This is a genomic window from Paenibacillus shenyangensis, assembly GCF_000346635.1.
In the GTDB taxonomy this organism is placed as follows: Bacteria; Bacillota; Bacilli; order Paenibacillales; family Paenibacillaceae; genus Saccharibacillus; species Saccharibacillus dauci.
On record NZ_AOIG01000017.1, the window covers coordinates 67672 to 80782 of the forward strand.

A 13111-nucleotide genomic window follows, 5' to 3' on the forward strand; every position below is an offset into this window, starting at 1 on the left:
TGTTTTAATTTCATATTACTATCTTCCAAGGGGAATAAAGTTTACTTTATTTCCCTTTTTATTTTGTATCGATTATTATGTCAACCGACAGCCCTGCAACATTGTACAATATTCGATCAGAGGAGGAATTAATAATGAAAAGCAATAATGGCAAACTGAATATAGGCTTTTTGGGTACAAGTCTTCCGAGAGAGTGCGGATTGGCAACATTCTCCCATGATATGATGAGCGAATTAGGCAAGTTAAAGGATTTCAACAATCCGCGGATGATTGCGGTGAACAACAGTCATTCCTATACGTATGGGGATGAAGTGATTGGACAGATTCGTCAGCAGCACGAGAGCGATTATATTCAGGCTGCTCAGCATATTAATGCCGGAGATCTGGATTTGCTGGTTATTCAGCATGAATTCGGAATCTATGGTGGAACAAGCGGAGAGTATTTGCTTCAGCTGGCTGAAGCGCTCACCATACCATTTGTCGTCATTTTCCATACTGTATTGGCAGAGCCGGACAGCAAGCAGCGTATGATCATGAACCGATTGGGGCAATTGAGCAATACGGTTGTGACCATGGCACAAAACAAGGTTGATGATCTGATTAATGTTTATGATATAGCTTCAGAAAAAATAAAAATGTATCATCATGGCGTCCCATTTGTCGATACCGGTTCTCGTAGTGAACTCAAGGAACGTTATGGTTATACAGACCGGAATGTATTATCTACGTTTGGATTTCTCAGTCCCGGCAAAGGGATCGAATATGTGATTGAAGCGATGAAAGGCGTCATTCGCAAGCATCCGGAAGCCCTCTATATTATCTGGGGCAAGACACATCCCAATATCAAACAGGAATCTGGAGAGATTTACCGCGAGAAGCTTATGAAGCTGATATCCAAATTTGGTCTGGAGCAGCATGTTCAATTTGTGGATAAGCATCTAACCCAGGAAGAAGTTGTGGAGTCACTCGTACTATCGGATATTTACCTTACACCTTATTTGGGCAAGGATCAGGCGGTAAGTGGAACGCTTGCTTATGGAGTCGGCTACGGCCGAGTAATTATTTCCACACCTTATCGGTATGCCGTAGAAATGCTAGCCGATGGTAGGGGACTATTGGCTAAGTTCCATGATAGTGCTTCACTTGAAAAACATATTATCGATGTACTGGATCAGCCGGATCTGAAAGCGGATATGGAATCGAAAACGCTTAAACTAGGAAATTCCATGAGATGGAGCGAAATCGCCAAAGCCTACTCTGTGCTGTTCCGTGAAGTCTCCCAATTGGAGCGGAGGCTGAAAGGAAGTGTCGTATAATGCAGCATTCCCTCGAACAGACATTGCCTGCTCGATATTTAATTCGTCTGACAGATGATACGGGCATTTTCCAGCATACCAAGTTTGGCATTCCTGACCGTTCCAAAGGCTATACAACCGATGACAATGCCCGAGCACTTATCGCAGCAGTGATGCTCTATACCGATCAACAAAGCGAGGAAACGGCTCGCTTGATGCGGACGTATCTGGCCTTTGTATATCATGCTCAGAATGAGGACGGGACCTTCCGCAATTTCATGGATTATAATCGAGTATTTAACGAGACTGTAGGATCGGACGATTGCCAGGGACGATGCGTCTGGGCACTGGGCTGGACTATAGCACAGCCTGAAATACCGAATGATCTTCGTAATACATGCCGTTATATGATCAATCAGGCTATTCCGCAGCTGGCCAAGCTGCGCTCACCGCGAGCGATTGCTTATGCCCTGGTAGGATTAACGACCATGCTGGAATCGACGGAATCCCTGCATTATGTTTTCCCATCGGCCGATCAGGGAGAATATGATGCCGGATTTTTGCCGAGAGCCGAAGTGGAGCAGCTGATTGAGACTATGTCGACAGGCTTGTACGATCAGTATCAGGTATATCGCGGAGAAGATTGGCACTGGTATGAGAATAGTATGACTTATGGTAATGCGATGCTGCCCTGGGCAATGTACAAAGCTTCGCAATTTTTGCGAACCCGTGACTTTGCCCACATCGCTGAAGAAAGTCTGGATTTTCTGGTCAGGATGACTATTCCGAACCGGGATTATTTCAAGCCAATTGGTAGTCACGGCTGGCTGGAGCGCGGAGATGATCCGGCACCTTATGATGAGCAACCTATTGAGGCCAGCGAGATGCTGATGGCCTGCATGGAGGCCTATCAGATTACCGGACGACAGTTATATTATGATTATGCGCTGCTCTGTTACGAATGGTTTCATGGGCGCAACTCCATTCAGACATCATTGATCGACAAGCAGACCGGCGGCTGTTATGACGGAATACACGTCTGGGGGCTAAATCTAAACCAGGGATCGGAAAATGTTGTATCGTACTGTATGGCGCATACAATAATGCATGGCAGATAGCCATTAATGCACGCGGGGAAGGCTGATATAAGGCTGATGATGAGATTGGAATGGAAGCCTAGAACCTGTCTGGAATTATTGGAATCCTATACATCTACCGGACGCAATCCACAGAAACTGCAGTTTACTGATGTAGGAGATCGAGATGTATACAATATTACGGCTCCATTCTGGAATGAAGGAGAATGGTATCTGGCTGGCAGAGTAGAACAGCGGGATTCCGAGGACTCGGAAGTGATTTTCTTTACCTGTATCGAAGATGTTTGGACACCCTGTCTTCATTTGCCCCGTTACCAGCTTCAGGATCCTTTTATTACAAAGATCGATGAAGAATGGATAATGGGCGGAGTGGAACTGTACTTTGAACCATCTGATACGGAGAAAAAGATCAGAGGATGGAAGACTATACTATATAGAGGGACAACCCTGCATCAACTGAAGCATGCCGGTTCAGGACCGTGGAATATGAAAGATATTCGTTTTATTCAGATGTACAATGGTGAAGTAGGATTATTCTCCAGACCGTTCAGTGTCGATGGACGAGTAGCGGTGATCGGTTTCAGTACTGTGGAATCGTTCGATATTCTGTGCGAGATGATTATTATTAATGCCAAGGTATTCACAGACCAATTTGTCAAAGAGGAATGGGGCGGAGCCAATGAAGTCCATCTGCTTGGTAATGGACTGCTTGGGGTGCTCGGGCATATCTCTTATATAGATGAGCAGGGAAATCGTCATTATCACTCGATGACCTTTGCTCTTAATCCATTTACCCGCGAGAAGACTAAAATCAAGATTATTGCAGTTCGGAGTGACTTTTTGCCTGGCCCGTCCAAACGTCCGGATCTGACAGATGTTATATTCAGCGGAGGACTGATCCGCCAGGGGAATCAGCGGGCAATGCTGTATGTAGGCGTTGGTGATGCTGAGGCTCACTGCATGGATATTGAAGATCCTTTCACTGAGTATGAGACTATAAACGTACAGATAAGTGATAAATCATAAGCGCTGGGCCGAAAGCACGACCTATTACTACAGTTAGCCAATAGCAGGCCGTTTCTACCGGTACTCGGGGAAACGGCCTGCTTTGATATGGATGAACGGTGGAGCGGATTAAAGAGAATATTGCTTCAGAAATTGTGTGATTTCAGTTGATTTTTTACCGCCTGATTGTTCAATCAATTTCAGATATTCCTGTAAATAAATCAGCAGTTTACTGTTTTGAATCTGGGCATTAGTTTTGCTGTCGAGGATTTTTTGATAAGCTTTTTTTGCTTCTGGATCAATCGTGAGCGTTCCATACTCGAACAGTGGTGTATTCTCTATTCCGTGAAAAACATACATTTGCCCACGGTCATACCATTCCTGCATCAGCATTCTACGATTGGAAGAAGAATACGTATTCAGGAACTTTTCCATAGCCAGTGTACGATTTAGCAATTCATCCCATCCGATGATCAGACCGGCATCCTCGCTGGTTGGCTGATCGGTTTCGGCAGCCATGATATTGATGTAATCCCGGATATCCGGTTTGATATAAGGATTGAACACCTTGAAGCTTTTATAATCTACAACTGGATGATAGGTGCCTTCTGTAACTTCCAATTTGTAGCCCATATAAGCCAGATCCGTTAGAATCAGTCGATGTTCCTTTTTCTTGACCTGGCCAGCCGCAGTGAGCATGGTCATGCCTGGTTTGGAAATCTCACTGATCGCCTGCTGCAGATTGGGCTCTATTAGCTGCTCCATAGCGGTTGTCCAGTAACGGTTGTAGGCATTTTCCAATTTGAGGACCGCCAGTGTGGCCTGGGCTGGTGTGAATTCATCGATTCGGTTCACGAGCGTCGCCCGTGCCCATCCAAGAGTAGCGGGTTTTTGTAGACGCTGTATAAATAGATTGTAAGAGGTATCCGCCTGCTTGGTCTGTTGGCTAATGGCTGCTTCTGCATGTTTTACAGGCAGAAGGGAAGGCGTAGAAGTAATCATGCTGCTACCTAGCAACGCAGACGTTAATCCAATAATAGTTAATGTACGCGGGAGTCGCTGTTTACCCGGATCTGTTGATGTTTGCTTTGAAGTATATTTCATAGATGAGCCTCCTTGGAAATGATGGTTTGTATACTTATTCAGACGCTATCCGGCTTCAAAAGTTCCAGTAGCTTTATTTCTGCACCGATTATAGACAGCTTAATAAAGAAATCGACAGTCAAATCGGTATTTCGATTTTTATTTCTTTGTAAGGCGGTTTTTAATAAGAATGAGCTCAATTTTATTAAAAATGTACAATGATGACCGTTTGTGATTGAATGTTACCGTTTGGTGGTTTGAAAAGCCCGAAAATAATCTTTTAGATCGCTTTAAAGCCTGTAAATATAAAGGCTTCCGCGGACGATATACACTATACAGATGCCCGCTATATGACGCGATAAAAAAACAAAAATAATGTTATTGACAGGTAATGAAAGCGTTATTATAATCATAATCAATCAAGGATGATCATAAATGATCAAAAGTAATCAACACGCATCTATACTACGATCAGCCTCGATACAACAGGTTATGATTATAAATGGAACGAGCAGACAGGCGGTGATGTCCCGGTGCTTTTTGAAGAAGAACGAAAGCATAAAATAGTGGAGTATTTACGTCAAAATCATCGTGCATCCGTACAAGAACTGGGTGAAGCATTTGAAGTATCCGATTCGACCGTAAGGCGCGATCTCAAGGAACTGGAAGATGCCAGATTGTTGAAAAGAACCCACGGAGGAGCGGTCTCCCTGCAAAGTGTAAACTTTGAGCCTAATATGGGAGAGAAGGAAGATTCCTACCGTGAAGAGAAAGAACGGATTGCTCGCAAAGCAGCCGAAATGGTCAACCAGGGAGACACCATATTACTGGATTCCGGCACAACCACACTGCCGCTTGCGAGAGAATTGAGACATCGGTCAGGTATTCGGGTCATTACCAATTCGGTTATTGTACTGGGGGAACTCAAGGACTGTCGCAATATCGAGCTATCGATTATCGGGGGGCTGCTAAGACCGGATACACAGGCTTTTGTAGGACCGATGGCAGAGCGTGCGCTGGATATGGTGCGAGTCGACAAAGCATTTATGGCAACCAATGGTTTGAATCTCCGAGAAGGTATTACCACGCCGAATCTGACGGAGGCAGCGATCAAACGCAAAATGATCGATATTGCCAAGCAGGTGATTCTGCTTGCTGATCACAGCAAGCTGGGTGGTATCGCTTATGCCAAGTTTGCCGATTTGACGGATATCGATTACTGCATTACTGATGGGGGAGCACCAGTACAGGTTGTAAATGAACTTCGCAGAATGGGTATGGATATGATTGTGGTCTGAGTGAGCGGTTAACAATTAATAGGTGGGCGTATAATCGATAGGTTCCATGTGTCCATGAATGATATGAACAGAAGGGGATATGAACATGAAAAAATTACTGGCTGTTACCGCTTGTCCGACAGGTATTGCCCACACGTATATGGCCGCCGAATCGCTGGCCAAAGCGGCTAGAGAACGGGATATCGAAATCAAGGTAGAGACGCGTGGTGCTGTAGGAGTAGAGAATGGGCTGACTGCCCAGGAGATTGCCGAAGCTCATGCCATTATCGTAGCCGCAGATACCGATGTGGATGAAGAACGCTTCGCAGGTAAGCCCGTGGTTCGTGTACCGGTCGCACAGGGAATCAAAATTCCGGGTGAATTGATCACACGTGCATTGAATCTGGAAGCCTCCAATGGTACCGCTCCTGCCCGTGCAGAAGAAGTGATCGGAGGCGGCAAGCAGCAGAACATGTTCTATAAGCATCTGATGAACGGCGTATCCAATATGCTGCCACTCGTTATTGCAGGTGGATTGATCATCGCATTTTCCTTCCTGTTTGCCTTTACCAAAGGTGGCGTGGATCAGGTAGAAGGTTCATTCGGAGCAGCGTTGTCTACTATTGGTGGCGCTTCCATGGGACTGATGGTTATTATCCTGTCCGGTTTCATTTCATTCTCGATTGCCGGTAAGCCGGGTCTGGCTCCTGGTCTGGTCGGTGGGGTACTCGCCAAAGATATGGGTGCAGGCTTCATCGGTGGTATTATCGCCGGTTTTATTGCTGGATATGTAGCACACTGGCTGATCAAAAATATCAAAATGCCCAAAAACTTTGAAGGTCTCAAACCAATTCTGATTGTTCCGGTATTGTCTGTTCTGATTATCGGTCTGCTGATGGTCTACGTTATTGGCGAACCAATTCAATGGATCCTGGCGCAACTGACAGCATGGCTGACCAACATGGGCGCAGGTAATGCCGTACTGCTGGGAGCAATTCTCGGAGCCATGATGGCGCTTGATATGGGTGGTCCATTTAACAAAACGGCATATACGTTTGCAGTAGGTCTGCTGGGTGCTTCGATCTTTACACCAATGGCAGCTGTAATGGCAGCAGGTATGACACCTCCGCTGGGTATCTGGCTGGCTACGCTCATTGCCAAAAATCGTTTTACCAAAGAAGAACGCCAAGCAGGCAAGGTAGCTTCCGTACTCGGTCTATCCTTTATTACCGAAGGTGCGATTCCGTTTGGAGCGGCCGATCCGATCCGGATTATCCCTTCCTTTATGGTCGGTTCGGCAGTAGCAGGTGGCTTGTCCATGCTATTTGGCTGTGGACTGCATGCACCACATGGCGGCATATTTGTACTCCTTATCCCGAATGCGATCGATAACCTGGGATACTATGTACTGTCCATTGCGATCGGTACAATTGTAACCGCGCTAATGGTACTGCTGCTCAAACGCAAAGCAACTGCATAAGCGTAAAACACACAGGCGGTCGGTATAACAAACAGCCGGCCGCTGTCCATACAAATTAGAAGCTCTTTCCCCATTCTATTCCATCATTTCAGACAAGCCGTATAATGGCTAGCCCAAAGGAGCCTAACCCGATGAATATCCGTGAACTGTTGAGCCTGGACAGTATTTTCCTCCCTTCAAATGCCACTACACGTGAAGCAGCTATTCAGCAAATGGCAGAAGGTATGCATGCTGCTGGAGCAGTTACCGATACGTCTGCTTTTGTACAAGCTGTGACAGCACGCGAGCAGCAGAGTTCGACTGGTATCGGCTTTGGTGTAGCTATTCCTCATGGCAAATCAGCAGGTGTAGCGCGTGCCGTACTCGCTTTCTCCCGTTTTGAGCAGCCACTAGAATGGGAGTCGCTGGATGACCAGCCGGCAGTGATGGCTTTTATGATCGGTGTACCCGAAGCGAATACAGGTAATGAACATTTGCAGATTCTGGTCGCTCTGTCACGCAAGTTAATCCATGACGAATTCCGTGCAGAACTGCTGAACGCTGGCAGCAAGCAGGACATTATCGATATTTTAAGCCGTCATATTGGTTGAAAAAGGGCTTCTTCGTTCTTCCCGAGACAGCATTCTGGTGATGCTGTCTTTTTCTATTTTTCTCTCTAAAGTTGGCTTGACGTTTATTCATTTAACAAGCTGTTTAATGATGCATGTAGCTGTAGACCGATTCGTTATATACATATCCAGCAAACAGCCTGTTTTGAAAAGGATGATTACATGATATACAGCTGTTATGAAAGCATTTTGGATTATGGAACAGCCGCGTATGATCAGAATAGAAAGGTGGAATATAATGAATAAATGGCAGGAGTTTCGGCAGGCTTCAAGAATGCACTTTGTTCCGTTGATGGCGATCTGTATCGTACAGGGGACACTGGCAGCCTGGGTGTGGAACGGAGAGTTTAATGTATGGATTGCATTGATTACGATGATAGGAGCCTGTGCCGCGCATATTTTCTCCATGATGATCAACGATCTATGGGATTATCGCAGCGGAGCAGACAAAGCTGCTTTTGAATCGGATGAGGCGATCTCGACGGATTCGGGTTACCTTACCTCCGGTAAATGGAGTGAGCGTAGCTATGAGATTGTCTCGTGGTGTGTACTTGCAGTTGCGCTGATCTGTGCCGTGATATTGTATATGCTCAGCGGCTGGGGAGTACTGTTACTGGGAGGTCTGGGCTGTTTTATGGCACTATTTTATGTGGTGCCCCCTGTACGGTATGGATATGTCGGCAAAGGCATGAGCGAGATGGCGCATCTGCTATCATTCGGGATTTTCCCTGTGATGGGATCGTATTACGTGCAGACAGGTTATTTTGATCCGAGATTATGGATCTTGTCGCTGCCGATGGGTATTCTGACAACATTGACCTTTTTTAATCATCACTTTTTGCATTGGAAAACAGATAAACAGGTGGGCAAACGTACACTGGTCGTTCGGTGGGGAGTGACCAAATCCTTTTATTTCTCTATTGTACTGTTGTCGCTTGCACTGCTGAGTATCATTATGTGCGCCATTTTCGGTGTGATTCCGATTTATGGTATATTGGCACTGATTGTTGCCTGGCCGCTGTGCAGAATGTACAGCGAGATGAAGGGTGAGAAGCGCAACCTGCAGAATCACCAGCGATTATTGTGGCTGTCTCTGCGGACATCGCTGCAGTTTGGCGGCTTGCTTATTCTGCTGCAGCTGATCACCTGCTGGTTTAATACCTGATTGTAAGCTTGGTATTTGGTCACGTTCGCAGCGGTGAATCCTTTTATTGCTGCTACCTTTACGAATTGTATAAATAATAAACGGCGCATTCTGCTTTTCACAGGAATGTGCCGTTTTAGCATGCGTTACCTGTAGAAGGATGTATCTAATTTTCTGATTTCGTAGCAAAGTTGGGAATTGCCATGGACATCCCTTCAAAAGTTTCTTAAAATGTATGTACAACTATTTTTAATTGTAATCTATCCAAAGAGTCATACATACAAGTAGAGCTGTTTGGAAATGTAAGCGATATCTTATTCGATTGGATAAGATACTCCTCTATTGAAATTCAAGTATATATTCAATGAATAAAATCCAAATTGATACGTTCGGAGGAATCATGGCTGCAAAATACAGACAAGTAAGAGATGAAATATTGTCCTGGATTCACTCTTCCCGATTGCTGCCGGGCAGTCGTCTGCCATCGGAACATGAGATCGCTGATCAATTCAATGTCAGCAGGCAGACAGTACGTCAGGCACTTGGAGAGCTGGTACGTGAAGGCTGGTTGAATCGGATGCAGGGAAAAGGGACATTTGTAGCCGATCCGGCAGTAAAGCCTCAGGAAGATAATCGAATTGTAGGTGTGATTACTACGTATATTTCCGATTATATATTTCCGCAGATTGTACAGGGGATTGAGACCAGACTACGCGCCGAGGGATACCGATTGCTGCTAGCAAGTACGGAGAATGATCCGGGTAAGGAACGGGAATGCCTGGAAATGATGCTGAACCACTGTCCAGCTGCATTGATTGTAGAACCGACACGCAGCGGCGAACGAAGTGCCAATCTTAATTATTTCCTGACGATGGAGAATCGCGAGATTCCCTATCTTATGATTAATGCCAGCTATGAGGAGATGGATTCTCCCTGCCTGCGTATGGATGATGAGCAAGGTGGATTCCTGGCAGCCGAGCATCTGATCGAGCTTGGTCATCGCAAGATTGCCGGCTTCTTCAAAACGGATGATATGCAGGGGGTACGGCGGATGCGTGGATTTGTAGCGGCTCACCGTAAATATGGGATTCCGCTGCAGCCTTCGCTGATCTTTACCTATACAACCGAGGACAAGCATATTGCTCCAATGGAACAGACCCGTCAGCTGATTCGGCAATCGGCACCTGATCGGGCAACCGGTTGGGTAGTGTATAACGACGAATTGGCGATTAATCTGCTGCAGATTGTCCGTGAAGCAGGATTGTCCGTACCCGATGATCTGTCACTGGTCGGATTTGATGATTCATTTCTGGCAACAGCTACAGAGGTAAAACTCACTACACTCAGCCATCCCAAACATGCACTGGGTACAGCTGCCGCGGATATGATTCTGCAGATGATGAGCGGGAACAGCAGCTGGGAAGAGAAGATTCATACTCCCGAATTGATCCAACGTGATTCTACATCAGCTCCAGCCGTTATATCCAGTTAAGCCTGATACTGTCGATGATTGATTTGGCTCCGCCAAGAAATATCGGATAAGCATTCGATTGTTGGTGTGTCATTAAATGTCCAGACAAGTAAAGCCCCGCCTGGCACCCATAATGGTGTGAAGGACGGGGCTTTCTTTTTTATCCGAACAGAAGGCTCTATAGACACCTCTGCGTATTACTGTATTTCTGCAAATTCGGGTTCGACTTCTTCTCCCAACACGCAATCAGCAAACAAAACGGATTTGGGAATGCGGAAAAACTGTTCCGTTTTCTCCTGGAATGCAGGTGATGGCAGAGTAGCCTGATGCAGCCATTTGCGGAAGGTTCCCGGATGAACACCGATCCAGTGGCTCACATCCGTAACAGACAAATCATGGACCATACATAAGCCGGTAAGAATATGATTACGCACTGGTGAGCGGGTAATTGTCCGTTTCATAAAACGGGACGGGGCTTGCTGGCAAATCACCGGGCTGTTATTGATGACCTGTTGATTGAACAGGATATGATGGGGATATCCAAGTTCCCGGCAAACTTTTTCAAGATTGGCTTTGCCCGGTAAACGGCCTTCGTAGACCCAGGCGCTAACACTGCGTGATGAGACCGATAACCGTTCCGCAAGCTCGGATAATTTAATATCCTTCACCATCAGTACAGCCAGTAAAACGCGATTGCGGACCTGGCAGCGTGTAGGTCTGCGGAATCTCTTGACGCGGACACCCTTGCCGAGGTATTTACGGTTGATCAGAGACCACGCCTCTATAAAATGTCGTTCTGGTTGATTAGGCATATTTCCTCCGATAAATAATTATTCATATTTGTGCAGGTGGTTTTATGGTCCTTTCAACATCCTACAACACCCGGACGCTTGTTTCAAGAAGACTTTTACTAAAATAATTGCCATTCTTAAAGGAAATTTAACACTTTATTTTGTCCTGGATACAAAATGACATAAACCTGAGTATTAATGTCCGACAATAAATGTTTATTGGCAGGGGAGGAGGAAAATGGATCTATTAATTGATCGTAATTAGATTGCAAAAGGTTATTCTACATTTTATTAACTGTCTGATTAATACTATCTATATCCAGTGTGAAAAAGACTAGCATCAAAGGAATTCTTACAACGTATTTTGAAGCTGATGCATAGGCAGTGTTTATTTATTCAGTTATCAGCAAATGGATTCACCATTTTAAGAAGGAGTAGAAAGTAAAGGAACCCTATAAAACAGAGGGTTCCAAGCTTCCGATCTTCAAAAAAATTCGGCAAAGTGATACAAATCTTGTCTATGCGGGTACATAAGAATAATGACCAGTAGCTCTATCGCTGGATCGATTGCACTATGTATATAGCAAATATCGTTCATAATTTAGGGAGGTCAATACTTATGAGTACTAATACGAAAATTCAAGCCGAAAAACGTGAAGCAACAAAACATTCCGCCATCCGTGAGCTTCGTGAGCAAGGGCGCACACCTGGCGTAGTATATGGACCCGATCTGGGTAGCGTACCGGTACATGTAGACAGCAAGCAGCTGCAGGCACAGGCTCGCCGCGGTGGAGCAGATATCTTCTCGCTGACAATGGACGGCGGCAAAGATGTACAGGTGCTGCTCAAGGATATTCAGCGTCAGGAAGGACGTATTCTGCATGTTGACTTTATGCAGGTATCTTCCAGCAAGTCGATCAGCATTAGTGTACCACTGGATTTCCATGGTACAGCTGCTGGTACCAAAGCAGGCGGTGTATTCCAGCATCAGACCACTGAATTGGCATTGTCTGGTCTTGCAAAAGATCTGCCAAGCATCCTGACTGTAGATATCTCCAAACTGGAAATTGGTGACAGCATTACAGCCGGTGATGTAGAACTGCCATCCGGTGTTACTCTGGATTCCAGTCCAGAAGAGATTATCGCTTCCGTAGCGGTACCACGTGTAGCCGAAGAAGATGTGGAAGCTTCCTCCGAGGAAGACGCACCAGCAGCTGAAGGCAGCGAAAGCGCCGAGTAATCGGTATCAGGTAAACAACTTGCTGCAGCTCGGTATGATCTTACCGGGAGATAACTCAATAAAGTCAATCAGGAACCTCTTTTAAAGAGGTTCCTTTTGCTGTTGTTCATCATGTTTGTCTGGTCGTATTTTATATTATTTTCTGTTTTTCTGCTGACTTTATTAGTACGCTTTTCGTTATAAAAGCATGGGTTTTTCTCTACAAAAGGATATAAAAGATTTCGTGTAATAAATCTGGGCGGAATATGATACCATAATAAAGTACATATTCCGGTGAACCGCATGCTGGAATGGAATCCCATTAGCCAAAGGAGACATTCTTGTTATGATCAAGCATATTGTATTGTTCAAATTCAAAGAAGCTTCCCCAGCCGTTATTGATACTGCCGTGTCCAAATTGCGTAATCTGGAAGGCAAAGTAGAATCCCTTCGTTCCATCGAAGTAGGGATCGATCTGATTCGCAGTGAGCGTTCCTATGATGTAGCTCTGATTACTACATTTGATGATATGGACGGACTGCAGGCTTATCAGGTTCACCCCGAGCATGTTAAAGTAATTGATTATATCGCTACGGTCAAAGAATCAACGATCGCTGTCGACTACGAATATTAAGGCGGTG

Annotated in this window: 12 protein-coding genes; 10 read left to right on the forward strand and 2 right to left on the reverse strand. The window is 45.4% G+C overall.

All coding sequences use genetic code 11. The annotated features are described in order from the left end of the window. Nucleotides 1-134: 134 nt before the first annotated feature. The 3 genes from H065_RS0114500 to H065_RS0114510 are packed head-to-tail and all read left to right on the forward strand — an operon-like array spanning nucleotide 135 to nucleotide 3418. Nucleotides 135-1316, forward strand: coding sequence for a glycosyltransferase family 4 protein (locus H065_RS0114500; protein ID WP_017813801.1), 1182 nt, complete (start codon nucleotides 135-137; stop codon nucleotides 1314-1316). Next, on the forward strand, nucleotides 1316-2413 hold the full coding sequence (locus H065_RS0114505; protein ID WP_017813802.1) for a hypothetical protein: 1098 nt from the start codon (nucleotides 1316-1318) through the stop codon (nucleotides 2411-2413). Before H065_RS0114500 ends, H065_RS0114505 begins: the two co-directional genes overlap by 1 nt. A 36-nt stretch (nucleotides 2414-2449) precedes the next feature. Continuing rightward, nucleotides 2450-3418 carry a DUF1861 family protein gene (locus H065_RS0114510; protein WP_017813803.1) on the forward strand — a complete coding sequence of 323 codons (969 nt, stop codon included), beginning with the start codon at nucleotides 2450-2452 and terminating at the stop codon, nucleotides 3416-3418. Nucleotides 3419-3526: 108 nt separating this feature from the next. Here the strand turns inward: H065_RS0114510 and H065_RS0114515 are convergent, their stop codons facing one another. Then, nucleotides 3527-4501 carry a hypothetical protein gene (locus H065_RS0114515; protein WP_017813804.1) on the reverse strand — a complete coding sequence of 325 codons (975 nt, stop codon included), beginning with the start codon at nucleotides 4499-4501 and terminating at the stop codon, nucleotides 3527-3529. A 512-nt stretch (nucleotides 4502-5013) separates the two neighbouring features. Between H065_RS0114515 and H065_RS0114520 the strand changes: the two genes are divergently transcribed. The 5 genes from H065_RS0114520 (at nucleotide 5014) to H065_RS0114540 (ending at nucleotide 10481) form a co-directional block, all read left to right on the forward strand. After that, complete coding sequence (locus H065_RS0114520) at nucleotides 5014-5778, forward strand: DeoR/GlpR family DNA-binding transcription regulator (protein WP_017813805.1); 765 nt, start codon at nucleotides 5014-5016, stop codon at nucleotides 5776-5778. Nucleotides 5779-5863: 85 nt separating this feature from the next. Next, the gene (locus H065_RS0114525) at nucleotides 5864-7237 is read left to right on the forward strand and encodes a PTS fructose transporter subunit IIC (RefSeq protein ID WP_017813806.1); all 1374 of its coding nucleotides are present in this window, start codon (nucleotides 5864-5866) and stop codon (nucleotides 7235-7237) included. A 131-nt stretch (nucleotides 7238-7368) separates the two neighbouring features. Next, nucleotides 7369-7827 carry a PTS sugar transporter subunit IIA gene (locus H065_RS0114530; RefSeq protein ID WP_017813807.1) on the forward strand — a complete coding sequence of 153 codons (459 nt, stop codon included), beginning with the start codon at nucleotides 7369-7371 and terminating at the stop codon, nucleotides 7825-7827. Between the two features lie 256 nt (nucleotides 7828-8083). Continuing rightward, the gene (locus H065_RS0114535; RefSeq protein ID WP_017813808.1) at nucleotides 8084-9010 is read left to right on the forward strand and encodes a prenyltransferase; all 927 of its coding nucleotides are present in this window, start codon (nucleotides 8084-8086) and stop codon (nucleotides 9008-9010) included. A gap of 379 nt (nucleotides 9011-9389) precedes the next feature. Continuing rightward, nucleotides 9390-10481 carry a GntR family transcriptional regulator gene (locus tag H065_RS0114540; RefSeq protein WP_017813809.1) on the forward strand — a complete coding sequence of 364 codons (1092 nt, stop codon included), beginning with the start codon at nucleotides 9390-9392 and terminating at the stop codon, nucleotides 10479-10481. Between the two features lie 176 nt (nucleotides 10482-10657). Here H065_RS0114540 and H065_RS0114545 read toward each other — a convergent pair whose 3' ends face one another. Continuing rightward, entirely contained in the window at nucleotides 10658-11272 is a 615-nt protein-coding gene (locus H065_RS0114545) for a hypothetical protein (protein ID WP_017813810.1), read from the reverse strand. A gap of 598 nt (nucleotides 11273-11870) precedes the next feature. On the opposite strand from H065_RS0114545, the gene H065_RS0114550 reads away from it, so the two are divergent. Together H065_RS0114550 and H065_RS0114555 are read left to right on the forward strand one after the other, a co-directional pair. After that, nucleotides 11871-12491, forward strand: a complete 621-nt coding sequence (locus tag H065_RS0114550; protein ID WP_017813811.1) for a 50S ribosomal protein L25 — start codon at nucleotides 11871-11873, stop codon at nucleotides 12489-12491. Nucleotides 12492-12816: 325 nt separating this feature from the next. Next, nucleotides 12817-13104: a Dabb family protein gene (locus H065_RS0114555; RefSeq protein ID WP_017813812.1), complete on the forward strand. Its 288-nt coding sequence runs from the start codon at nucleotides 12817-12819 to the stop codon at nucleotides 13102-13104. Nucleotides 13105-13111: the final 7 nt, after the last annotated feature.

Bases quoted from the DNA above. Each gene is read 5' to 3' on its own strand.
- H065_RS0114545 (WP_017813810.1), bottom strand. From the start codon at position 11,272: ATGCCTAATCAACCAGAACGACATTTTATAGAGGCGTGGTCTCTGATC.
- H065_RS0114510 (WP_017813803.1), top strand. From the start codon at position 2,450: ATGATGAGATTGGAATGGAAGCCTAGAACCTGTCTGGAATTATTGGAA.
- H065_RS0114505 (WP_017813802.1), top strand. From the start codon at position 1,316: ATGCAGCATTCCCTCGAACAGACATTGCCTGCTCGATATTTAATTCGT.
- H065_RS0114535 (WP_017813808.1), top strand. From the start codon at position 8,084: ATGAATAAATGGCAGGAGTTTCGGCAGGCTTCAAGAATGCACTTTGTT.
- H065_RS0114540 (WP_017813809.1), top strand. From the start codon at position 9,390: ATGGCTGCAAAATACAGACAAGTAAGAGATGAAATATTGTCCTGGATT.
- H065_RS0114525 (WP_017813806.1), top strand. From the start codon at position 5,864: ATGAAAAAATTACTGGCTGTTACCGCTTGTCCGACAGGTATTGCCCAC.
- H065_RS0114550 (WP_017813811.1), top strand. From the start codon at position 11,871: ATGAGTACTAATACGAAAATTCAAGCCGAAAAACGTGAAGCAACAAAA.
- H065_RS0114555 (WP_017813812.1), top strand. From the start codon at position 12,817: ATGATCAAGCATATTGTATTGTTCAAATTCAAAGAAGCTTCCCCAGCC.
- H065_RS0114500 (WP_017813801.1), top strand. From the start codon at position 135: ATGAAAAGCAATAATGGCAAACTGAATATAGGCTTTTTGGGTACAAGT.
- H065_RS0114530 (WP_017813807.1), top strand. From the start codon at position 7,369: ATGAATATCCGTGAACTGTTGAGCCTGGACAGTATTTTCCTCCCTTCA.
- H065_RS0114515 (WP_017813804.1), bottom strand. From the start codon at position 4,501: ATGAAATATACTTCAAAGCAAACATCAACAGATCCGGGTAAACAGCGA.